19 protein-coding genes are annotated in these 23,372 nt (G+C 61.8%); 11 read left to right on the top strand and 8 right to left on the bottom strand.

Going from position 1 to position 23,372, the window contains the following annotated elements; translation table 11 throughout:
- The first annotated feature begins 3 nt into the window (after window positions 1–3).
- The 5 genes from dtd to WMO45_RS08330 are packed head-to-tail and all read left to right on the top strand — an operon-like array spanning window position 4 to window position 4,374.
- Window positions 4–447: a D-aminoacyl-tRNA deacylase gene (gene dtd / locus WMO45_RS08350; RefSeq protein ID WP_349140190.1), complete on the top strand. Its 444-nt coding sequence runs from the start codon at window positions 4–6 to the stop codon at window positions 445–447.
- Between the two features lie 20 nt (window positions 448–467).
- Window positions 468–1,073, top strand: coding sequence for an MBL fold metallo-hydrolase (locus WMO45_RS08345; RefSeq protein ID WP_349140189.1), 606 nt, complete (start codon window positions 468–470; stop codon window positions 1,071–1,073).
- 1 nt (window position 1,074) lies between these two features.
- Entirely contained in the window at window positions 1,075–2,556 is a 1,482-nt protein-coding gene (gene hemZ, locus WMO45_RS08340) for a coproporphyrinogen dehydrogenase HemZ (protein ID WP_349140188.1), read from the top strand.
- A gap of 15 nt (window positions 2,557–2,571) precedes the next feature.
- Window positions 2,572–3,516, top strand: a complete 945-nt coding sequence (locus WMO45_RS08335) for a uridine kinase family protein (protein ID WP_349140187.1) — start codon at window positions 2,572–2,574, stop codon at window positions 3,514–3,516.
- 33 nt (window positions 3,517–3,549) lie between these two features.
- The gene (locus tag WMO45_RS08330; protein WP_349140186.1) at window positions 3,550–4,374 is read left to right on the top strand and encodes a P-loop NTPase; all 825 of its coding nucleotides are present in this window, start codon (window positions 3,550–3,552) and stop codon (window positions 4,372–4,374) included.
- Between the two features lie 109 nt (window positions 4,375–4,483).
- On the opposite strand, the gene WMO45_RS08325 is transcribed toward WMO45_RS08330, so the two are convergent.
- From WMO45_RS08325 to WMO45_RS08315, 3 genes are all read right to left on the bottom strand, one after another.
- Entirely contained in the window at window positions 4,484–5,833 is a 1,350-nt protein-coding gene (locus WMO45_RS08325) for a sodium-dependent transporter (protein ID WP_349140185.1), read from the bottom strand.
- Window positions 5,834–6,017: 184 nt separating this feature from the next.
- On the bottom strand, window positions 6,018–7,655 hold the full coding sequence (locus tag WMO45_RS08320) for a tryptophanase (RefSeq protein WP_349140184.1): 1,638 nt from the start codon (window positions 7,653–7,655) through the stop codon (window positions 6,018–6,020).
- 135 nt (window positions 7,656–7,790) lie between these two features.
- Window positions 7,791–8,168, bottom strand: coding sequence for a RidA family protein (locus tag WMO45_RS08315; RefSeq protein WP_349140182.1), 378 nt, complete (start codon window positions 8,166–8,168; stop codon window positions 7,791–7,793).
- A 261-nt stretch (window positions 8,169–8,429) separates the two neighbouring features.
- On the opposite strand from WMO45_RS08315, the gene WMO45_RS08310 reads away from it, so the two are divergent.
- Window positions 8,430–9,158 (top strand): helix-turn-helix transcriptional regulator, encoded by a 729-nt coding sequence (locus WMO45_RS08310; protein WP_349140181.1) that lies wholly within the window; start codon window positions 8,430–8,432, stop codon window positions 9,156–9,158.
- Entirely contained in the window at window positions 9,155–9,829 is a 675-nt protein-coding gene (locus tag WMO45_RS08305; RefSeq protein ID WP_349140180.1) for a YczE/YyaS/YitT family protein, read from the top strand. Before WMO45_RS08310 ends, WMO45_RS08305 begins: the two co-directional genes overlap by 4 nt.
- Before the next feature lie 213 nt (window positions 9,830–10,042).
- Here the strand turns inward: WMO45_RS08305 and WMO45_RS08300 are convergent, their stop codons facing one another.
- Both WMO45_RS08300 and WMO45_RS08295 read right to left on the bottom strand, forming a co-directional pair.
- On the bottom strand, window positions 10,043–10,375 hold the full coding sequence (locus tag WMO45_RS08300) for a branched-chain amino acid transporter permease (protein WP_349140179.1): 333 nt from the start codon (window positions 10,373–10,375) through the stop codon (window positions 10,043–10,045).
- A complete protein-coding gene (locus tag WMO45_RS08295) occupies window positions 10,369–11,082 on the bottom strand; it encodes an AzlC family ABC transporter permease (RefSeq protein ID WP_349140178.1) in 714 nt (237 codons plus the stop codon). The genes WMO45_RS08300 and WMO45_RS08295 overlap by 7 nt, the downstream gene beginning before the upstream one ends.
- 137 nt (window positions 11,083–11,219) lie before the next feature.
- Here WMO45_RS08295 and WMO45_RS08290 point away from each other — a divergent pair, with 137 nt between their 5' ends.
- The 3 genes from WMO45_RS08290 to mnmA are packed head-to-tail and all read left to right on the top strand — an operon-like array spanning window position 11,220 to window position 14,969.
- Window positions 11,220–12,107, top strand: coding sequence for a diacylglycerol/lipid kinase family protein (locus tag WMO45_RS08290; RefSeq protein WP_349140177.1), 888 nt, complete (start codon window positions 11,220–11,222; stop codon window positions 12,105–12,107).
- Window positions 12,108–12,146: 39 nt separating this feature from the next.
- On the top strand, window positions 12,147–13,952 hold the full coding sequence (gene mnmG / locus WMO45_RS08285; protein WP_349140175.1) for a tRNA uridine-5-carboxymethylaminomethyl(34) synthesis enzyme MnmG: 1,806 nt from the start codon (window positions 12,147–12,149) through the stop codon (window positions 13,950–13,952).
- Between the two features lie 9 nt (window positions 13,953–13,961).
- Entirely contained in the window at window positions 13,962–14,969 is a 1,008-nt protein-coding gene (mnmA, locus tag WMO45_RS08280) for a tRNA 2-thiouridine(34) synthase MnmA (RefSeq protein WP_349140173.1), read from the top strand.
- A gap of 42 nt (window positions 14,970–15,011) precedes the next feature.
- On the opposite strand, the gene WMO45_RS08275 is transcribed toward mnmA, so the two are convergent.
- The 3 genes from WMO45_RS08275 to WMO45_RS08265 all read right to left on the bottom strand — a co-directional run bounded on the left by WMO45_RS08275 (window position 15,012) and on the right by WMO45_RS08265 (window position 19,319).
- Window positions 15,012–16,268 carry a competence/damage-inducible protein A gene (locus tag WMO45_RS08275; protein WP_349140172.1) on the bottom strand — a complete coding sequence of 419 codons (1,257 nt, stop codon included), beginning with the start codon at window positions 16,266–16,268 and terminating at the stop codon, window positions 15,012–15,014.
- Between the two features lie 66 nt (window positions 16,269–16,334).
- A complete protein-coding gene (gene thiI, locus WMO45_RS08270; protein WP_349140170.1) occupies window positions 16,335–17,501 on the bottom strand; it encodes a tRNA uracil 4-sulfurtransferase ThiI in 1,167 nt (388 codons plus the stop codon).
- A 300-nt stretch (window positions 17,502–17,801) separates the two neighbouring features.
- Window positions 17,802–19,319, bottom strand: a complete 1,518-nt coding sequence (locus WMO45_RS08265) for a YifB family Mg chelatase-like AAA ATPase (RefSeq protein WP_349140169.1) — start codon at window positions 19,317–19,319, stop codon at window positions 17,802–17,804.
- 436 nt (window positions 19,320–19,755) lie between these two features.
- Here WMO45_RS08265 and nifJ point away from each other — a divergent pair, with 436 nt between their 5' ends.
- The gene (gene nifJ, locus WMO45_RS08260; protein ID WP_349140168.1) at window positions 19,756–23,322 is read left to right on the top strand and encodes a pyruvate:ferredoxin (flavodoxin) oxidoreductase; all 3,567 of its coding nucleotides are present in this window, start codon (window positions 19,756–19,758) and stop codon (window positions 23,320–23,322) included.
- The last annotated feature ends 50 nt before the right edge of the window (window positions 23,323–23,372 follow it).

Genomic DNA, 23,372 nt, shown 5'->3' with positions numbered 1-23,372 from the left:
AATATGCGAGCAGTGGTAACCCGCGTGAAGAACGCCAGCGTCACCATCGACGATAAGGTAAACGGCGCCATTGATCAGGGTTTTCTGGTGCTGCTGGGGGTCGGCCCGGCGGACACCGAGGCCCAGGCGGTGAAGATGGCCGACAAGGTGTGCGGCCTGCGGGTCTTTGAGGACGAGAACGGCAAAATGAACCTGAATCTGGAGGCGGTGGGGGGCGCGCTGCTGGTGGTGAGCCAGTTTACCCTCTATGCCGACACCAAGTCCCGCCGTCCCGGTTTCACCGGCGCGGCCAAGCCTCCGGTGGCTATCCCACTGTACGAGAAGTTCATGGAGGAGTGCCGGAGCCGGGGCTTCCGGGTGGAGCACGGCGAATTCGGCGCCGATATGCAGGTCTATTCGCAGAACGACGGGCCGGTGACCATTCTGCTGGACACCGAGCAGATGTAACGGAAAGGAAGGAGACGCGCATGCAGATTCGCACCATGCCGGTGGGACAGATGGGCACCAACGCCTACCTGCTGGAGGACGAGCACACCGGCACCGCCGCGGTCATTGACCCCGGTGCCGAGGGGGAACGCATTCTGGCCCAGGCCAAAGCCGACGGGGTGGAGATCCGCCTCATTTTGCTGACCCACGCCCATTTTGACCACACCGGCGGGCTGTCCGCCCTCCACCGGGCTCTGCCCGACGTGCCGGTCTACCTCCACCCCGCCGACCGGGCCCGCCTGGGGGACGATATCTTCCCTGCCCTGGATGTGCCTACCCTCCCCTATGAGGACGGGGATGTGCTCCAGCTGGGCGGGCTGGACATCCAGGTGCTCCACACCCCCGGCCACACCCCCGGCGGGGTGTGCCTGATGGTGGGGGACGCCCTCTTCACCGGGGATACCCTCTTCCAGGGGTCCATGGGCCGGGTGGACTTCGGCGGCAGCTATGAGGACATTATGGCCTCCCTCAAGCGGCTGGCCGGCCTGCCCGGGGACTTCCGTGTCCTGCCCGGACACATGGGGGCAACCACCCTGGAGCGGGAGCGGCGCACCAACTACTACATGCAGCAGGCCCGGGAGGGCTGAAATGAAGCTCTATTATCACGGACATGACTACCGATATGCCGCTGAGCAGATGCTGTTGACCCTCTTCCCTGACCAGCGGCCGGAATATTCCGACGCGCCCCCCGCACCGGGGGAGGACGCGCTGGTACTCGCCCTGAACCGGGGGCGGGTCTGGGCCACCGCCACGGCGGCGCTGATGTACCGGGGGACGGAATATCGGGCCGCCCGCCGGTGCAGGCTGGACGAACTCACCGACCCCCTGGCTACCGACCGGGCCCTCCAGCGGATCCTGAAGCTGGCCTTTTACGCCGCCGGCACCGCTGCACGGGGCAGCGAGCCCCCCTGGGGAGCCCTCACCGGGGTGCGCCCGGTGAAGATCCCCACCAAGCTGCTGCTGGCCGGGGCCTCTCCAGCCCAGGCGGAGCGGGCGCTGCGGGAGACCTACCACGTGACGCCCCTGCGCCGGCAGCTGGCCATGGACTGCGCCCGTGCCAGCCTGGCCGCCAAGGCCTCTCTGGGGCCGGACGAGGTTTCTCTCTACGTGGGCATTCCTTTCTGCCCCACCCGGTGCGCCTACTGTTCCTTTGTGTCGGCCGATGTGGGGCGCTCTCTCAAGCTCATCGAGCCCTTTCTGGACGCCCTCTCTCAGGAGATCCGGGCCACCGGAGCCATGCTGGAGGAGGCGGGAGTGAAGGTGCGTACCGTCTACTTCGGCGGCGGCACTCCCACCACCCTCACCGCGCTCCAGCTGGACCGGCTGATGGGGGAGCTGGCGGAATACATCGACCTGTCCGCCTGTACCGAGTACACGGTGGAGGCCGGCCGGCCGGACACCATCACCGCCGAGAAGCTGGCGGTCCTGGCCCGCCGGGGCGCGGGCCGGGTGTCGGTGAACCCCCAGTCCATGTCGGACGCGGTGCTCGCCGCCATGGGGCGGGCCCATCGGGCGGAGGACATTCTGCGGGCCTATGCCCTGGTACGGGAGAGCGGCATCGACTGCGTCAACATGGACCTGATCGCCGGGCTGCCCGGAGACACGGCGGAGGGGTTTGCCGCCTCTCTGGACCAGGTGCTGGCCTTGGGGCCGGAAAACGTCACGGTGCACACCCTGGCGCTGAAGAAGGGCTCCCGCCTGATGGAGCAGGGGGGCGCGCTGCCCTCCGACGGGGCGGTGGCCGCCATGCTGGACTACGCCTGGTCCACCCTGCGCGCCGCCGGACAGATCCCCTACTACCTCTACCGGCAGAAATATATGTCCGGCTCCTTTGAGAACGTGGGCTGGTGCCGGCCGGGGACGGAAAGCCTGTATAATATCTGTATGATGGAGGAGCTGCACACCATCGTCTCCCTGGGGGGCGGCGGGGTCACCAAGCTGGTGAATCCGGCCACCGGGCACATCGACCGCCTGGCCAACGCCAAATATCCCCAGGAGTATCTCCGCAGCATTGACCACATCTGCGCGGACAAAGCCCAGGTGGCTGCGTTCTGCGCCGGGCACCGGTAAGGAGGAGAAAAGAATATGCCTTATCAGCTCAGCGAGATCAACGACAAGATCCGGCGGGACCCCGCAGCCTTTCTGGCCGAGTGTGACGCCCATTATCAGCAGCGCATCACCACCGCCGTAGACCGCATTCTGGAGCGGATGAAGGAGAGCCCCATCGTGCTGCTCTCCGGCCCTTCCGGCTCGGGCAAGACCACCACGGCCATGAAGCTGGAGCAGGAGCTGGAGCGGCGGGGGGTCAACAGCCACACCATCTCCATGGACAATTACTTCAAGACCCTCAACCGCAAAACGGCTCCCCGCACTCCCGAGGGCGACATTGACTACGAGTCCCCCTCCCTGCTGGATATGGATTTGCTGGACGACACCTTTTCCCGCCTGTCCCAGGGAGAGTGGGTCATCGTTCCCCACTTTGAGTTTGCCCGGCAGATGCGCAACGACAGCCGGGGCACCCCCCTCAAGCTGGAGAAAAACGAGATCGCCATCTTTGAGGGTATCCACGCGCTCAACGACGACATCGCCGGCCGCCACCCGGAAGCCACGGGGCTGTACATCTCGGCCCGTTCCGACATCCTGGATGGGGAGCGGCTGTGCTTCAAGGGCACCTGGATGCGCATTTCCCGCCGGGCGGTGCGGGACTATAATTTCCGGGGCACAGACCTTTTGGAAACCCTTTTGATGTGGTATAATGTCCGCCGGGGCGAGAAACGCTACATCTCTCCCTTCAAAGGGCGGGCCCATGTGGTCATCGACTCCTCCCTGCGGTATGAGGTGCCCGTGTTTGCCAATTATGCCGATGCTCTGCGCGCGGCGGTGGATCAGGTTCCCCCGGAAAATCCCCGCTGCCGGGAGTTCCACGATCTGGTGGACGCCTTTGCACAGTTTGAACCTGTGGACCCCGCTCTGGTGGCCCCCGATTCCCTGATCCGGGAGTTTATCGGTGGGGGCAGCTATCACTATTAACTTGATAAAATAGAGGAAAGAAGGAACAATTCCATGTCCGAATGTACGCACGATTGCTCCACCTGCGGCGAGAGCTGCGGGGAGCGCACCGCGCCCCAGGACCTGCATGTGCCGGTCAACGGCCTGTCCCACATCGGGAAGGTCATCGCTGTAGTCAGCGGCAAGGGCGGCGTGGGCAAAAGCCTGGTGACCTCTTCCCTGGCGGTGGCTATGCGCCGGCTGGGCAAGCGGGTGGGCGTCCTGGACGCCGATATCACCGGCCCCTCCATCCCCACTGCTTTCGGTGTCCACACCCGGGCCGAGGGCAGCGAGCTGGGTATCTATCCTGCGGAGACGCAGAGCGGCATCAAGATCATGAGCCTGAACCTGCTCACGGAACACGAGACCGACCCTGTGGTCTGGCGGGGACCTGTTATCGCCGGCGCAGTGAAGCAGTTCTGGACCGACGTGATCTGGGGCGAACTGGACTATCTCTTTGTGGATATGCCGCCTGGAACGGGCGATGTGCCCCTGACGGTGTTCCAGTCCCTGCCGGTGGACGGCATCGTAGTGGTCACCACCCCCCAGGACCTGGTGAGCATGATCGTTACCAAGGCTGTGAAGATGGCTGAGATGATGCACATTCCCGTGCTGGGCCTGGTGGAAAACTATGCCTACTTCCAGTGCCCCGACTGCGGCAAGCGCCACGCCATCTTCGGTGAGAGCCACATTGACCAGGTGGCTGGGGACCTGGGGCTGAAGGTGCTGGCCCGCCTGCCCATCGATCCCGGTGTGGCCGCCGCCTGCGACGCCGGGCGCATTGAGACCTTTGAGCCCAACTATCTCTCCAGTGTGGCGGAAGAGCTGGCCCGGTGCTGAGCTCCATTTGATCGGTACCAAAAAATCTAAAACGAAAACCGCCGCCCATCTGGGCGGCGGTTTTCGTTTCGTTGAGAGAAAGAGAAATTAAACGTTAAATGATTGAGGATTAGCCGATGCCGCCGAAGAATGCACCAGCGACCAGGGCCACCACGGCCAGGATGCAGTAGACATACTTGGCCAGAGGATAGAACCAGTTGCCAATGGGCGTGCCCTTGCCCTCGTTGACTGCTTTGAGCACATACTCCTTGCCGGCGACCCAGAAGAACATGACACCAGCCAGGAAAGCGCCCAGGGGGCAGATGTAAATGGACACGGCGTCCATCCACTGAGAGGTAATGGCCTGGATCAGGATGGCGACTACGCAGCCAACTACCAGAATCACGGCGGTGGCGGGCAGACGCTTCATGCCGAATTTCTCCTGCAGGGTGGCCACGGGGGCCTCATACAGGTTGATGATGGAGCTGACGCCGGCGAAGAGTACGCAGACGTAGAAGACAATGCCGATGATCCGGCCGGCAGGCATGCCGTTGATGACGTTGACCAGGTAGACGAACATCAGACCAGGGCCGGCGGAAACGTCGTTCATGTTCATGCCGCTGGCGGCGATGGAGGGAACGATCACGAAAGCGGCCAGCAGAGCGGCCAGGGTATCGAAGATCGCCACGTTGCGGGCGGAAGTGGGCAGGTTTTCATTCTTGGGCAGATAGGAGCCATAAATCACGCTGCCGTTACCGGCAACAGACAGGGAGAAGAAAGCCTGACCAAAGGCAAAGACCCACACCTCGATGTTGAGCAGTCCCTTGGGGTTCAGGGTGAGCAGATACTTGTAGCCATCGCCGGAGCCGGGCAGAGTAAAGACATAAATGCCCAGGGCCACGAACAGGAAGAACAGCACGGGCATCATGATCTTGTTGGCAATCTCAATGCCGTTGGAGACGCCCAGGGCCATAATGATCAGGCTGACTACGATAGCTACAACGATCCAGGGGAAGTTATCTACGCTGATAGCGTCAAACGTGGGGCCAATGACGGACATATCCTGACCCATAGCAGACAGACCGCCGCTGAAGGCCATGAAGGTGTACTTGAAAATCCAGCCCATGACCACGGTATAGCCGATGGCCAGAGCCATGGAGCCGATGATGGGAATGACGCCAATGGCTTCACCAATATTCTTCTTGCCGGTGCGCAGTTCCGTGCACTTGCCAAAAGCACCGATAGGGCCGGCGCCAGCAGAGCGGCCAAGGGCGAACTCGCCGATCACGCCGGTACAGCCGATCAGGATCACGAAAATGAAGTAAGGAATGAGGAAGGTCAGGCCGCCATACTTGGTGACCATGATGGGGAAACGCCAGATGTTACCCATGCCAACGGCGGAGCCGATACAGGCAAGGATGAAACCCCATCTGCTTTTAAAGCCGTCGCGGGTTTCCAGGGTCTTATCAGGAGCTGCCATAAAATCCACCTCTCTCTTCAATTGTGCGTGCAATAGATCGATGCTGTGGAAAGGAAACAAGAAAGGCGGGCGTTCGCAAAAAGTTTATATGTGATCTTGCGAACGCCCGCCTCCTTGCCGCGCACTTCCCCGTGGCGCGGTCACGTTGTACTTTTGCTTAGCTTATGTAGAAAAACGGAATCTATTACTTGTTGGGATAGGGCTCCAGGAACGCGTGGAAGTGACGCATGGGCAGGTTGTGGCCCCAAACGATACGCATGTTGGGGATGTTCTCACGGTCCTCATACAGAGCCTTGACGGCAGCAATGACGTAATCCAGGTGCTCCTGAGTCAGACGGCTGCGGTCGATGGCGAAGCGAACCACGTTGGCCAGCTCAGCCTGCTGCTCGGGGGTCTTCAGGTCATACTCCATGGAGTAGTCGCCCAGCTCGGAGACACGGATGCCGTAGCGGCGGATCAGCTCCAGAGAGAAGCCCTCGCCGGCGAAGGTGTCATGGCCGCGCTTGCCGTCAAAGAACTCGTCCATGTTGATGTACACGGCGTGGCCGCCGGCGGGCAGCACAACACCCTTAACACCGGCCTTATAGAAGCCCTCGGCCAGGTAGTTACACTGAGCAACACGCTCGTTCATGTAGTTGAAGTCGCAGGACTCATACAGACCAACGGCCAGAGCCATGATGTCACGGCCGGACATGCCGCCGTAAGAGTCGTTGCCGTAGCAGGAGATCTGCTTAACCTTCAGCAGCACGCCCACGTCGGTCTTGACGCTGCCGTCCTCGTTGAAGTCGGAGAACTTCTTCCAGAACAGGCCGCGGTCACGGAAGGCGAGCATGCCGCCCATGTTGGCGTGGCCGTCCTTCTTGGCGGACATGGTGAACGCATCGCAGTAAGAGAACATCTCGGTGGCGATCTCCGCGATGGACTTGTCGGCGTAGCCCTCTTCGTTGGTCTTGATGAAGTAGGCGTTCTCAGCCCAGCGGGCGGCGTCGAAGACCAGAGGAATGTCGTACTTGTGGGCGACACGGTTGATCTCCTTCAGGTTAGCCATGGAGACGGCCTGGCCGCAGATGGGGTTGTTGGTGATGCAGGTGAAGATCAGGGGCACGTTCTCGGGACCGCAAGCCTGGATCAACTGCTCCAGCTTATCGATGTCCATGTTGCCCTTGAAGGGGTTCTTCTCGTAGCGGCCGCCTTCGGGTACTTCGTACAGGATCTCCTTGTGGTACAGGTTACGGGGCACAGAACCCATCTGCTTGATGTTGCCCTCGGTGGTGTCGAAGTGGCCGTTGGAGGGGATGGTGAAGACCTTACCGGGGTGACGCTGCACCAGGATCTTCTTCACGATCTCCATCAGCACGGACTCAGCGGCACGGCCCTGCTGGATGATGAAGGAGTTGGGGCGCTCCATCTGAGCGGCGCCGCCGTTGAACAGGCCACCCTCGTACTCGCAGAGGTAGACCTCGTTCATCATCTTCTCCACGTCCCGGCAGTCGGTGCGGACCAGGTCGATGATTTTCTTCCAGTTCTTCTCGCCGCCGCGCTCAAAAATGTCGCGGAAGGTGTCCAGCAGCACATAGTAACCGGTGTTGCGGCCATAGGCCTCGTCGCCCAGGAACAGGGAGGCCCACTGATGGTTGGTCATGGCGGTGGTGCCGGAGTCGGAGAGCATATCGACCGTCAGCATGCCGGAGGGGAAGGCAAACTCATTGTAGTGGGTGGCCTTCAGAGCACGCTCACGCTGCTCGACCGTTACATCGGGAACATCGCGGACCGCAAACGCAAAATGATGAGGGGTGGGAACATTCAGCTTGTACTCTTCCATGGTTACTTTACCTCCATAATTTAGGCGCGCTGCGCCTTCATTTTTTAGAGGATACTCCGGTCATCGAATGGCCAAAAGCTCGGCTTCTGCGACTGGCGGACAGTACCTTTCCGAATGATGTGTGTGGAACAGAAATTACACGACAGCGATGACTTCGATCTCGACCAGCGCGTCCTTGGGCAGGCGCGCCACCTCCACGGCGGAACGAGCCGGATAGCTGCCTTCCTGGAAGAACGTGGCGTACACCTCGTTCATGGCGCCGAAATTGTTCATGTCGCTCAGGAAGACTGTGGTCTTAATGACCTGATCCATGCTCAGCCCGGCCTCGGCCAGGATGGCCTTCACATTGGTCAGAGACTGACGGGTCTGCGCCGCGATGCCCTCGGGGAAAGCCCCAGTGGCGGGATCGATGGGCAGCTGCCCGGAAGTGAAGACAAAGCCGTTGGCCGACACTGCCTGGGCGTAAGGACCGATGGCAGCCGGCGCGTTGGTGGTGGAAATCGTTTGTTTCATAGGTCCGCCTCCTTTCTATCTGCGATAAATTTATCACCACAAAAATGATTTGTCAAGAAGGAATTGTGTAAAATATACCAGACAAAGAAAAAGTTTTTATCGTTTGTATGTAAAAACCATAAATGCCGTGTGAGAATTGTGAGAAAAAATTATCTTAATTTAATGTAATTCTCGAAATACCTTTTGACAGTTTCTCAAAAGGAGCATATAATTCAGACAGTAAACCCCTCATTTTATTCTTATATGGAAGTGAGAAGGCTTATGGTCAATCCACTGCTGCGGCACTATGTCAAGCTCACAGAGTTTCTGGGGCAGGCCCTTGGGCCGGATTATGAAGTAGCCCTGCACGATTTGACGGACAAAAACCGCTCCATCGTAGCCATTGCCAACAATCATGTCAGTGGACGGAATGTGGGGGCACCGCTGACCAACGTGGCGTTGAAGATTCTCATGGATAAAAGTTATGAGAACCAAGACTACGTCCTGCACTATCGTGGCATCTCCATGAATGGCCGCAAACTGCGTTCCTCCACTCTTTTTATCAAGCATAACCACCGTCTGGTGGGGATGCTGTGTATCAATTTTGATGACAGCCGTTATCAGGCAGTGAGCGAGCAGATTGCCCGGCTGTGTCATCCGGACAGCTTTGTGGAACTCAATTTCCAGATGGATGAACAGCGGGTGGAAAATCCGCAGGCGGGTGCGCTGGAGAGTTTCCACAACTCCATCGACGCGGTGGCCAGCGATGCGGTCAACCGGGAATTGGCCCGGTTGGGCGTAACGCCTGAGCGGCTGACCCCGGAGGAGCGCATCCAGATCATTACCGCGCTGGAGCAGGGCGGGATTTTCCTGCTCAAAGGAGCGGTAAAAGATGTATCGGCTGCGCTGGGGTGTTCCCAGGCCAGCGTGTACCGCTATCTCTCCCAGATCCGTAGAGAGGGGCCGGATGGACTCCAGACGGAGCAGGAGGATGAGGAGGCAGCGCAATGACCACTGCCGGAACCCGGCGCTTGAGCGGGGCGTATGGCCGGAGGCTCCTCTCAGTCGGACTGGGGTTGGCGGTCAGTGCGGTTGGGATCGTGATGATGCTCCAGGCCAATATTGGCTTGGAGCCGTGGAGCGTGCTGCAAAAGGGGTTATCCCAAACGCTGGGCATCACTTACGGTACGGCATCGGTCCTGGTGGGAGCGGCCGCCATTGGGGTGGCGGTGGCCTGCGGTGAAGGGTTCGGTGTGGGTACAATTTTAAATATCGTTCTGTGCGCGATATTTATTGATCTGCTGCTGGCCCTGGGCTGGATTCCGCAGATGACGGCTTTGCTGCCGGGAGTGGTTATGCTCCTGGGAGGGCTGGAACTGCTGGCGCTGGGCACCTGGCTCTATATGCGGGCCGGGCTGGGCGCCGGTCCGCGGGATGCACTGATGGTGGCTTTGGCCCGCAGGAGCGGCCGGTCAGTAGGGTTGTGCCGGGCGGTGGTGGAACTGGGCGTCATCCTGCTGGGCTGGCTGTTGGGTGGTCAGGTAGGTCTGGGTACGGTGCTTTCGGCGGTGGGACTGGGATCGCTGTTTAATTTAAACTTTGCGCTGCTGCGTTTTCAGGCGTCCCAACTGCACCAGGAGAATGTGAAAGAGACATTAAGCCAGTGGCGAAACAATGGTTAGTTTAGACTTAACAAAACATTCATAATCGGTTCAAAAAAGGTTCACAGGCATGGGGTAGGATATCCCCGTGGTTGAAAGACCACCCCCCTCTCTTTCTTCTCTTCTTTTGATTGTGAGAGCGCAGGTCCGCATGAGCCGTGGACCTGCGTTCTCGTTTGCCCGAACAAAAGAACGCGCCCGTCCCGGGAACGGGACGGGCGCGTTCTTTCTTATTTAGGCAAAGATGGTCTGTACCAAAAACATGTACAGTAAAGTACCGCCGAAAATACTCAGCAGGTTATTGTGCTTCCACAGGTGCAAGGCCACCACGGCTGCGATCGACACCGTCTGGGGAATCCATCCGGCGGCGGAGGTGAAGGAGATGCCCTTCAGACAGTAGACGATGAGCATGGCAATGATGGCCGGGGGCAGCACCCGCCCCAGGTAGAGTACCAGCTTGGGGGGCGCGTCTCCCCGGTCAAAAAGCAGGAAGGGCAGCGCCCGGGTGAGAAAAGTAACACCGGCCATCACGGCAATAGCGGCCAGTGCCTGTGCGGTGGTCAGCATACTTCCTTCTCCTCCTTTTCCTCCAGCTTGTCCCGCAGGATCAGCAGCAGCAGTACGATCACGCCCAGAGAGACGATGAGCATCTGCTGCTGGCCGAACAGCTGCCCCAGGATGAGCAGGAACAGAATGGTGACGCCGCCGCCGATGAGAGCGGGCAGATGGCGGGAATAGCTCTGCCACTGGTCCACGGCGATGACCACAAACAGAGCGGTCATGGCAAAATCGATGCCGGTGGTATTGATGGGGAGTACCGCCCCCGCCACGGCTCCGATCACCGAGCCCAGAATCCAGTAGCTGTGGTCCAGCAGGGCAATGGCAAAGTAGAAGCGCTTGGGGTCCACACCGACGGGGGCCTGGGCGGAGGAGAGCAGCGCATAGGTCTCGTCAGTCAGGGAAAAGATCATATACAGCTTGCGCAGTCCCATGCCGCGGAATTTTTCCAGCATGGACAGCCCATAGACCAGGTGGCGGAAATTGATGAGCAGAGTCATCACCGCCACGGTGCCCAGGCTGGCCGCCGTGGCCAAAAGCGTGACCCCAAGATATTGACCCGAGCCGGCATAAATAGTCAGGCTCATAAAAAAGGCCCAGATAAAATTATACCCGATCTCCTGCAGCATGAGCCCGAAGGCAATGCCGATGGCCAGGTAGCCCATCAGCACCGGCAGGGTCACGGGAAAGGCGGCGCGGAGCGCTTTGCGGTCCATAGGTGTCCACTTCCTTGTGTCAGCATTCGCCGGTCTATTCTACACGCTTTAGCGGGGAAAAGCAAGAGCGGGGGCGGTTGTTTTTTTTCGCAGGATCGGTATAATAGAGAAAATACACCGGAACAGGGAGACATGGTATGAAACGTCTTTTGTTTATCTACAACACCCATGCCGGCAAGGGACTGCTGAACCGGCGCCTGGCCGATGTGCAGCAGGAACTGACCGGGGCGTGGGATGTGACAGTCCATCCCACCCAGGGGGCGGGGGACGCCACCCGTGTGGCCCAGACCCGGGCGGAGGAATTTGACCGCATTGTCTGTGCCGGGGGCGACGGTACCCTCCATGAGGTGGTGACCGGCCTGATGGAAGCTCCCCGCCGGCCGGAGATCGGCTACATCCCTGCCGGTACCACCAATGATTTTGCCAAGAACCTCTCCCTCCCCCGCGGGATTGCGGCGGCAGCCCGCACGGCGGCGGCAGGGGTACCGCGGGCGGTGGATATCGGCCGGTTTAATGAGAAGTATTTTATCTATGTAGCAGCCTTTGGAGCCTTTACCGACGTAGCCTATAACACCCCCCAGCCGGTGAAGAACGTGTTCGGCCATATGGCCTACATGCTGGAGAGCGTCACCCGCATTGGCTCCATCCAGGCCTATCCCCTGCGGGTGGAGCACGACGGCGGAACGGAAGAGGGCGGCTTCTGCTACGGAATGGTGAGCAACACCGTATCGGTAGGAGGGTTCAAGGGAGCGGCGGCGGACACAGTGCGCCTGGACGACGGGCTGTTCGAGGTAGTGCTGGTACGTCAGCCCCAGAATCCCATCCAGCTGCAGGCGGTGATCCGGGCCCTGCTGGCCATGGCTCCCGACGAGGGAGGGCTGGTCACCAGCTTCCGCACCAGCCGGCTGAAGATTACCAGCCCGCAGGAACTGCCCTGGACTCTGGACGGAGAGTTCGGCGGCGCGCCCAGCTGTGCGGAAATCGAAAACTGCACCCGGGCGGTATCCATCGTCTACGGAAAATAAGTGCGTGGGATTTTAGAAATAGATTAAGAAGGAAACAACATGGATTATCAAGCGGGAACCTATGACATTGCCGTGATCGGCGCGGGCCACGCGGGGATTGAAGCGGCTCTGGCCGCCGCCCGGCTGGGGCTGAAGACCCTCTGCTTTACCGTCAATCTGGACGCGGTGGGCAACATGCCCTGCAACCCGGCCATCGGCGGCACCGGCAAGGGGCACCTGGTGCGGGAGCTGGACGCCCTGGGGGGCGAGATGGCCCGGGCGGCCGACCAGGCATGCATTCAATACCGGCTGTTGAACCGTGGCAAGGGTCCGGCGGTGTGGTCCCTCCGGGCCCAGGCCGACCGGCGGCGCTACCAGGAGATTATGAAGCACACCCTGGAGCGGCAGGAGAACCTCTGGCTCAAGCAGGCCGAGGTCACCGACATTCTGGCGGAAAACGGCCGCGTCACCGGGGTACGCACCGCCTATGGCGCGGTGTATCAGGTCAAGGCGGCGGTGGTCGCCTCGGGCACTTACCTGGGCGGGCGCACCATCGTGGGCGAGGTGACCCGGGACTCGGGGCCAGACGGGCTGGCTGCCGCCGGGGCCCTTACGGAGAGCCTGCGGAGTCTGGGGGTGGAGCTGCGCCGGTTCAAAACGGGTACCCCACCCCGGGTCAACGCCCGCAGCGTAGACTTCTCCCAGATGGAGCTTCAGCCCGGAGACGAGCGGGTGGTACCCTTTTCCTTTGAGACGGAAATTCCGCCGGAAAACCAGGCGGTGTGCTGGCTGACCTATACCAACGAGCGTACCCACGAAGTGATCCGGGCCAACCTGGACCGCTCTCCCCTGTACGACGGTACCATTGAGGGGGTGGGACCCCGGTACTGCCCTTCCATTGAGACCAAGATCGTCCGCTTCCCCGACAAGCAGCGCCACCAGCTCTTTGTGGAGCCCATGGGACTCAACACCGAGGAGCTGTACATCCAGGGATTCTCCTCCTCCCTGCCCGAGGATGTACAGGTGGAGATGCTCCACACCATCCCCGGCCTGGAGCGGGCCGAGATGACCCGCCCGGCCTACGCCATCGAGTACGATTGCGCCGACCCCACCCAGCTATTGCCCACCCTGGAGCACAAGCGGGTGGCGGGGCTGTACGGCGCCGGACAGTTCAACGGCTCCTCCGGGTATGAGGAGGCCGCGGTCCAGGGCTTTGTGGCCGGGGTGAACGCGGCGCTCAAGATCCTGGGCCGCGAGCCGCTGATTTTGCGGCGGGACCAGGGGTACATCGGGGTGCTCATCGACGATCTGGTGACCAAGGGCACCAATGAGCCCTACCGGATGATGACCTCCCGGACGGAATACCGCCTGCTCCACCGGCAGGACAACGCCGACCGGCGGCTGTGCCCCGTGGGCCACGCCATCGGGCTGGTGAGCGACGCCCGGTACCAAAAGGTGCAGGCCAAATATGCTGCCGTGGACCGGGAGATCAAACGCCTGGAGCGCACCGGCACGGCCCAGGGACGGCTGTGCGATCTGCTGCGCCGGCCGGAGAACACCTATGCCGGCCTGGCCGGGGTGGACCCGGACCGGCCGGAGTTGTCCCCCGAAATTGCCGAGGCGGTGGAAATTTCGGTGAAATATCAGGGCTACATCGACCGGCAGCTGCGCCAGGTGGCCGAGCAGCGGAGGATGGAGGAACGGCCTCTGCCCCCCGACCTGGACTACCTGAGCATGGAGGGTCTGCGCATCGAGGCCCGGCAGAAGCTGGACCGCATCCGCCCGCTGAACCTGGGTCAGGCCAGCCGTATCTCGGGAGTCAGTCCGGCGGATATTGCGGTATTGATGGTATTTTTGGAAAAGTAAGGAGAACTTATGGAACCCATTGTCTTGGGCCTGTCCGGCGGAGTGGACTCCGCCGTGGCGGCCACCCTTTTGCAGCGGCAGGGCTTTGCTGTCACCGGCCTTTATCTGGACATCGGACTGGGCGGCTCCGGCAAGGAGGACGCCGCCGCCGTGGCCGACCGCCTGGGGATTCCCCTGGAAGTGGCGGACATCCGGGCAGAGCTGGAGCGGGAGGTGTGCGCCCCCTTTGCCGCCGACTATCAGGCCGGGCGTACCCCCCTGCCCTGCGCCCGGTGCAACCCGGCGGTGAAGTTTCCCGCCCTCTTCCGCCTGGCCGATCGCATTGGCGCCCGGTATGTGGCCACCGGCCACTATGCCCGGGTGGAAAATGGCCTGCTGAAAAAGGGAATGCCCGCCAACGACCAGTCCTATATGCTGGCCCGGCTTACCAGAGGACAATTGCAAAACATAATTTTTCCCCTGGGAAATTACGAAAAACGGGAGGTGCGGGCGCTGGCAAAGGACTTCGGCATTCCGGTGGCCGACAAGCCCGACTCCATGGAGATCTGCTTTATCCCCGACGGGGATTATGCTGCCTGGCTGGACCGGCGTGGGTTTTCCACACCGGAGGGGAATTTTGTGGATAAAGAAGGCAAGATTCTGGCCCGCCATAAGGGCATCCACCACTACACCCTGGGCCAGGGCCGGGGACTGGGAGTGTCGGGCCCGCACCGGTACTACGTGTCGGCCATCCGGCCGGAGACGGACGAGGTGGTTCTCTCCGATGGGTCCGATCTTGGCCGGGACGTGGTGCACGGTGTGCAGCCCAACTGGATTGCCATCGAGGCTCTGACGGGGCCCATGGAGGTGACGGTGCGCCTGCGCCACTCCCGCACGGAGCAGGCGGCCATCCTCTCTCCTGAAGGTGACGGGATCCGTTTGGACATGAAGCATCCCGCCCGGGCTCCTACCCCGGGGCAGATGGCGGTGTTCTACGACGGGGATACCGTGGTGGGCAGCGCCTGGATCGCAGGATAAAAAACAGGGTGTATTTCCCGGGAAGGGAAATACACCCTGTTTTTAATTCAGTTCCAGACCGCTGAGGTACCGGCGAACCAGGTCAAAGCCGTGGCTGGCGGCAATGTGGCGAATGCGCTCCCGGCCCCGGGTCAGGTGGACCTGCCGCACCCAGGTCCCCTCCGGGGTGGCCAGGCCGATGAACACCAGGCCCACCGGGTTGTTCCGCTCATCGGGGTCGGGGCCCGCCACGCCGGTGAAGGAGAGGGCCAGGTCGCAGCCCAGTACCTTCCGGGCACCCTCTGCCATGGCCCGGGCCACCGGTTCGCTGACGGCGCCGTGTTTGTCCAGCAGGTCTTGCGGAACCCCCAGGACGGTGTGCTTCACCTCGGTGGCGTAGCTCACCACGCCCCCCCGGAAGACGGCGGAGGTCCCGGGCAGGTCGGTGAACCGCTTGGCCGCCAGGCCGCCGGTGCAGCTCTCGGCGGTGCCCAGGGTGAGGCCGCGCTCCTTCAGCAGAGCGAAAGCCACCGCCTCCAGACTGGGCACGTCCACCCCATATACCAGGGGGCCGAAGTGGGCCTTCAGATCGGCCTCCACCGGGGCGATGAGGGCCCGGGCTGCCTCCTCGGTGTCCGCCTTGGCGGTGATGCGCAGCTCACACTCCCCCTCCTTGGCATAGGGGGCCAGGGTGGGGTTGGTCATGGCGTTCATCTTCTCCCGCAGTTGGGCCTCCATGGCCGACTCTCCGATGCCGAACAGCTTCAGGGTACGGGAGGCGATGACCCCGTCGGACAGATCCTTCAGGTAGGGGATTACCCGGTGGGTGAACATGGCCTTGCACTCCCGGGGCGGACCGGGCAGCATGATGACCCGGACGCCGTCCGCTTCAAAGGCTACACCGGGGGCGGTGCCCCAGTCGTTGTCCAGCACGGTGCAGCCCTCGGGCAGCATGGCCTGCTGATAGTTGTTCTCCGTCATGGGCCGGTCCGGGTGGAGGGTGCGGAAATACCCCTCGATCCGCCTGGCGGATGGCTCGTGGAACACCAGCTTTTTGCCAAAGCACTCCGCCAGCACGTTTTTGGTCAGATCGTCACAGGTGGGGCCCAGACCGCCGGTGGTGAGGATGATGTCCGCCCGGCCCTTGGCGGTCTCCACAGCGGTCCTTAACCGCTCCGGGTTGTCCCCCACCACCGTGTGGTAGTAGACATTGATGCCCAGAGCGGACAGACCCTGGGAGAGCATCTGGGCGTCGGTATTGGCGATGTTGCCCAGCAGCAGTTCGGTACCGACTGCAATCAGTTCCGCTGTATGAGACATGGGGATGCACTTCCTTTGTTGGATTAAGAAGATTGCAGGGGCGCACGGTGTGCGCCCCTGCAATGATTATACCTGAATCCGCTCGATACCCTCCACAGCGGCATTCACCAGACCGTCCACATCCAGGGCGGCCTCGGCGGCTTCCAGTTCGCCCAATACGGGGCGCAGGCGGGGGTGGCGGGGAGTAAACACGGTGCAGCAGTCCTCATAGGGCAGGATGGAGGTCTCAAAGGTGTTGATCTTCCGGGCGATGCGGACGATCTCCTCCTTGTCCATGCCCACCACGGGACGCAGGATGGGCAGAGTGCACACGGCGGTGGTGGCCCGCATGGCCTCCATGGTCTGGCTGGCCACCTGGCCCAGGCACTCGCCGGTGACGATGGCACCGGCGCCGCAGCGCTGGGCTACCCGCTCGGCGATGCGCATCATGAACCGGCGCATGAGCACGGTAAACAGATCCTCGGGGCACTTGCGGCGCAGCTCCTCCTGAATGGCGGTGAAGGGCACCACGTGGACGGTGAGCCGCCCGCACCAGGGGGTGAGCAGCTTGGCCAGGTCCAGCACCTTCTGCTTGGCCTCCTCAGAGGTGTAGGGGTAGGAGAAAAAGTGGACCATCTCCAGGGCGATACCCCGCTTGGCGATCATCCAGGAGGCCACCGGGGAGTCGATGCCGCCGGAGAGCAGGCTCACCGCCCGGCCTCCCACGCCCACCGGCAGGCCGCCGGCGCCCGGCTCCGGATCGGCGTGGACGTAGGCCGCGTAGTCACGGACCTCCAGGTAAACGGTGAGCTCCGGGTGGTGCACGTCCACGGCCAGGTTGGGGTACTTCTCATCCAGCTCGCCTCCCACGTACTGGGACAGCTGGATAGAGGTCATGGGGAAGGACTTATCCGCCCGCTTGGATTCCACCTTGAAGGTCTTGGCGGCGGCCAGCTTGTCCCCCAGGTACTCAATGGCCGTCTGGAGCATGGCGTCCTTGTCCTTCTCGCAGGCCCGGGCCCGGCTCAGCCCCACCACGCCGAACAGCTTGGTCATGGCCTCCCATGCCCCGTCCAGGTCGCAGGCGTCGTTCTTGGGCTCCACATACATGGTGGACTGCTTGGTGTATACCTTAAAATCCCCGTGGGGGCGCAGACGGCGCTTGGCGTTGGCGATCAGCCGGTCCTCAAAGGTGCGGCGGTTCAGACCCTTGAGCACCAGCTCACCCAGCTTCAGCAGAATAATTTCGTTCATATCGATTCCTCTTTCGATGCAAGTTCTCTCAATCGAAAGCCATTATAGCGAAACTCCGGGAAAATGTCTAGGAAAACAGGCTCCATACCCCCAAAAACGTCAAAAATCATGTCTGCTTGGGCAATCTGAGCCCATTTGCTCAAATACCTGGACGATTTCCTCAATCCTCTCCCATCCAACAGGGCCAGAATCAGTCCAGGGGTGGTAGGGTGAACCAGCAGAAGATCAAAAGTGATGAAAAAAGACCCCTGAGCTGCCGTTGATTCGGCAGACCCAGGGGGCCTCTTTCCTTATATTTTCCTACCGCCGCAGGTAGGCGCTCTCCCGATACTGGACGGCCTCGGCCACATGCTCCACGGCGATCCGCTCCGAGGCGTCCAGGTCGGCGATGGTGCGGGCCACCCGCAGGATGCGGTCGTAGCTGCGGGCGGTGAGGCCCAGCCGGTCGAAGGCCCCCCGGAGCAGGGCCGAGCCGGGCTCGTCCAGGGTGCAGAAAGCGGCCAGCTCCTCAGGACCCATATGGGCGTTGCACTCCGGCCCGTCGGGACCGAAGCGGGTGGCCTGGATGGCCCGGGCGGCGTCGACCCGTGCCTTGATGGCGGCGGAGGACTCGGCCCGGGGCCGGCGGGCCAGGGATTCAAAGTCCAGGGGCGGTACCTCTACATACAGATCGATGCGGTCCAGCAGGGGCCCAGACAGCTTGCCCAGGTACTTCTCCACTGCCTGGGCCGAGCAGCGGCACCGGTCTGAATAGCCGTACCAGCCGCACTTGCAGGGATTCATGGCGCACACCAGCATGAAGCGGGCGGGAAACCGCTCGCTGCCCGCCGAACGGCTGATGACCACCTGCCCCTCCTCCAGAGGCTGGCGCAGGCTTTCCAGCACGTCTTTGTGAAACTCGGGCAGCTCATCCAGAAAGAGCACCCCGTTGTGGGCCAGAGAGATCTCGCCCGGCCGGGGGATGGGAGAGCCGCCGCCCGCCATACCGGTGGCGGAGATGGTGTGGTGGGGGGCGCGGAAGGGCCGCTGCACCAGCAGGGGGTGTTCAGCGTCGGTCAATCCCAGTACCGAGTGCACTGCCGTGGCCTCCAGCGCCTCCCGCCGGGTGAGCGCGGGCAGGATGGAGGGCAGGCGGCGGGCCAGCATGGATTTGCCTGACCCGGGTGGGCCCACCATGGCGATGTTGTGGCCGCCGGCGGCGGCGATTTCCAATGCCCGTTTGGCGCTCTCCTGCCCTTTCACGTCGGCAAAGTCGGGCGCGTCGAGGGCGTCCGGCCCGGGGACCCAGGGCTGGGCGGGCGTGAGGAGGACCTCCCCCTTCAGATGGGCCACCAGCTGCCCTACGCTCTCCACCGGGTAGACCTCCAGTCCGCCGGCCAGGGTGGCCTCTGCCGCCGAGGAGGCGGGTACATACAGCCGACGGACTCCTGCCTGCCGGGCCGCCAGGGCCATGGGCAGCATCCCCGCCACCGGCCGCAGGGCCCCCGATAGGGACAGCTCCCCCACAAAGGCACTGTCGGGTCCGTCCAGCTTCAGCTGTCCTCCGGCAGCCAGGATGCCCACCAGGATGGGCAGGTCGTACACGGTCCCCCCTTTTTTTCGGTCCGCAGGGGCCAGGTTCACCGTGATGCGGGACACCGGAAAGGTAAAGCCGCAGTTCTTGATGGCCGCACGTACCCGGTCCCGGGCCTCCTTTACCGCCGCGTCGGGCAGGCCAACGATCTCAAAGGCGGGCAGTCCGCCCGACAGGTCGCACTCGGCCCGCACCTCATAACCTGACACGCCGCTGAGCCCCAGGGACCGGATCTCACACAGCATAAAACGACCACTCCTACTTTACATTATGGAATCAAATCAAGGGGCTTTTCAGTCAAATTATACGGCTCTTCGGGGCAAAAAGAAAGGGGATGTTTCCTGAATTACCAAAAATGCGCGCAGGGGCAGGATTAGACTGTATATTCTGAATCTATCAGTTTAATCTACTCAAAAGAAAGGAAACATTTTCTTTATAAAACCCTGGAAAAACCGGGGGAATTCTAGGGAATTGCGAATGAGAAGAAAATTTGGCTGAAAAAGTAAGAATGGATTTACAAACGTCGGCGATGGTGATAAAATGTATGCGCTAAATGGGGGGATACCCCTAAGATAAGCAAATTGGAAATGTGCCAGGGCAGTGGGAATCGGGCCCGGTCTCACGGGATGGGGACGGATTCCCATTGCCCTGGAACGACCAAGCTAAGGAGGAATCGTTTCTATGGCGAGAAAGCTCAAAACCATGGACGGCAACACGGCTGCCGCGCATGTGTCCTACGCCTTCACCGAGGTTGCGGGCATTTACCCCATCACGCCGTCCAGCCCCATGGCCGACAATGTGGACCAGTGGGCTGCCCAGGGCCGCAAGAACATCTTCGGCACCACCGTTAAGGTCGTGGAGATGCAGTCTGAGGCCGGCGCTGCCGGTACCGTCCACGGCTCCCTGGCCGCCGGTGCTCTGACCACCACCTACACCGCTTCTCAGGGCCTGCTGCTGATGATTCCCAACATGTACAAGCTGGCCGGTGAGCTGATGCCCACCGTGTTCCACGTGTCCGCCCGTACCGTGGCGACTCACGCGCTGAACATCTTCGGTGACCATTCCGACGTAATGGCCTGCCGTCAGACCGGTTTTGCCATGCTGTGTGAGTCCAACCCCCAGGAGGTCATGGATCTGGGCGCTGTTGCCCACCTGGCCGCCATCAAGGGCCGCGTTCCCTTCATCAACTTCTTCGACGGCTTCCGTACCTCTCATGAGATCCAGAAGATCGCCATCTGGGACAACGACGATCTGGCCGAGATGGTGGATATGGACGCGGTCGAGGCGTTCCGTAAGCGCGCTCTGAACCCCGAGCACCCCGTGATGCGCGGTTCTCACGAGAACGGCGACATCTTCTTCCAGCACCGCGAGGCCGCCAACAAGTACTATGACGCTCTCCCCGAGATCGTTGAGGAGTACATGGGCAAGGTCAACGCCAAGCTGGGCACCAACTATCAGCTGTTCAACTACTATGGCGCACCCGACGCTGACCGCGTCATCATCGCCATGGGTTCCATCTGCGACGTGGCCGAGGAAGTCATCGACTACCTGAACGCGCACGGTGAGAAGGTCGGCCTGGTGAAGGTCCGCCTGTACCGCCCCTTCCGCGCCGACAAGCTGCTGGAGGCCATTCCCGCCACCGCCACCAAGATCGCCGTGCTGGACCGCACCAAGGAGCCCGGCGCTCTGGGTGATCCTCTGTACCTGGATGTGGTTACCGCCTTTGCCAACGCCGGGCGTCAGGCCACCATCATCGGCGGCCGCTACGGCCTGGGCTCCAAGGACACTCCGCCCAGCAACGTGTTCGCTGTGTATGAGGAGCTGACCAAGGCCGAGCCCAAGCGTCAGTTCACCGTGGGCATCGTGGACGATGTGACCCACACCTCCCTGGAGGAGAAGCCCTCCCCCAACACCGCTGCTCCCGGCACCATCGAGTGCAAGTTCTGGGGTCTGGGCGGCGACGGCACCGTGGGCGCCAACAAGAACTCCATCAAGATCATCGGCGACCACACCGACAAGTACGTGCAGGCGTACTTCCAGTATGACTCCAAGAAGACCGGCGGCGTGACCATCAGCCACCTGCGCTTCGGCGATCAGCCCATCCGCGCCCCCTACTACATCAACAAGGCCGACTTTGTGGCCTGCCACGTGCCCGCTTACATTGTCAAGGGCTTCCCCATGGTCCGCGACGTGAAGGACGGCGGCGTGTTCCTGATCAACTGCCAGTGGAGCGACGAGGAGCTGGATCACCACATGCCCGCCGCTGCCAAGCGCTACATCGCTGAGCACAACGTCCAGGTCTACACCATCAACGCTATCGACCTGGCCATCGAGATTGGCATGGGCAAGCGCACCAACACCATTCTGCAGTCTGCCTTCTTCAAGCTGGCCAAGGTCATGCCTGAGGCTGAGGCGATCGGCTACATGAAGGACGCTGCCACCCACTCCTACCTGAAGAAGGGCCAGGATGTGGTTGACATGAACCACAAGGCTATCGACATCGGCGCCACCGCGTTCCACAAGTTCGAGGTGCCCGCTTCCTGGGCTACCGCCGAGGATAAGCCTGTCGAGGAGCACCTGGAGGGCAACCCCGAGACCGTGAAGATGGTCAAGGAGATCATGGAGCCCGTGGGCCGCATGGACGGCGACAGCCTGCCTGTTTCCGCCTTCGTGAATGGCCACGAGGACGGCACCTTCCAGCAGGGCGCTTCCGCTTACGAGAAGCGCGGCGTAGCCGTCAACGTGCCCGAGTGGGATGCTTCCAAGTGTATCCAGTGTAACCAGTGCTCCTATGTCTGCCCCCACGCCACCATCCGTCCCTTCGCCCTGACCGAGGAAGAGGCTGCTGCCGCTCCCGCTCAGGCCAAGATCGTGGACATCAAGGCTGGCAAGGGCAAGGGTGTGTATAAGTTTGCTCTGGCTGTCAGCCCCCTGGACTGCATGGGCTGCACCGTCTGTGTGAGCACCTGCCCCGTCAAGGCTCTGACCATGAAGCCTCAGGAGTCCCAGGCCGCCGAGCAGGAGGTCTTCGACTACATGGTGGCCAAGGTGGCCCCCAAGGCCGACGTGGAGGATATCACCTCCGTCAAGGGCAGCCAGTTCAAGCAGCCTCTGCTTGAGTTCTCCGGCTCCTGCGCCGGCTGCGCCGAGACTGCCTATGCCCGCCTGATCACTCAGGTCTGCGGCGACCGTATGTACGTCTCCAACGCCACCGGCTGTTCCTCCATCTGGGGCGGCCCCGCTGCTACCTCTCCCTACACCGTGGACAAGACCGGCCGTGGTCCCGCCTGGGCCAACTCCCTGTTCGAGGACAACGCCGAGCACGGTCTGGGCCTGTACCTGGGCCAGAAGGCCATCCGTGACCGCCTGGCTGACCAGACCCGCAAGCTGATCGCCATCGACTACGTGGACGAGACCATCGCCGCTGCCGGCCAGAAGTGGCTGGACACCATGGATGACGGCGTGGCCAACGGTGAGGCTGCCAAGGCCTACATCGCCGCCATGGAGAATGTCATTGGCCAGCGCGAGGGCTGCAACTGCGAGGCCTGCACTCTGGTGCGCGCCATCCTGCAGGAGAAGGAGTACCTGAACAAGAAGTCCGTCTGGATCTTCGGCGGCGACGGCTGGGCCTACGACATCGGTTACGGCGGCCTGGATCACGTCATTGCTTCCGGCGAGGATGTCAACATCTTCGTGTTCGACACCGAGGTGTACTCCAACACCGGCGGACAGGCTTCCAAGTCCTCCAACATCGGCCAGGTGGCTCAGTTCGCCGCTGCCGGTAAGACCCAGCCCAAGAAGAGCCTGGCTGAGATCGCCATGCAGTACGGCTACGTCTACGTGGCTCAGATCGCCATGGGCGCCAACCCCAACCAGACCCTGACCGCCATCCGTGAGGCTGAGGCCTATCACGGTCCTTCCCTGGTCATCGGCTACGCTCCCTGTGAGATGCACTCCATCAAGGGCGGCATGGCCAACTGCCAGCAGGAGATGAAGAAGGCTGTGGACTGCGGCTACTGGAACCTGTTCCGGTTCAACCCCGCTCTGAAGGCCGAGGGCAAGAACCCCTTCACCCTGGACTCCAAGGCCCCCGCTGGCGGCTATCAGGAGTTCCTGATGAACGAGGCTCGTTACTCCTCCCTGACCCGCGCCTTCCCCGAGCGCGCCAAGGAGCTCTTCGCTCAGAACGAAGAGGCCGCCAAGGAGCGCTACGAGCACCTCACCCGTCTGGTGGAGCTGTACAAGTAAGTTTTACCACCAAGACCCCCGGGCGTTTGCCCGGGGGTCTTTTTTATAAC

This window comes from Flavonifractor hominis, from assembly GCF_040095835.1.
GTDB classification, from domain to species: domain Bacteria; phylum Bacillota; class Clostridia; order Oscillospirales; family Oscillospiraceae; genus Flavonifractor; species Flavonifractor hominis.
Note: the sequence above shows the minus strand (reverse complement) of the source record. Positions and strands in the feature narration are given on the sequence as shown.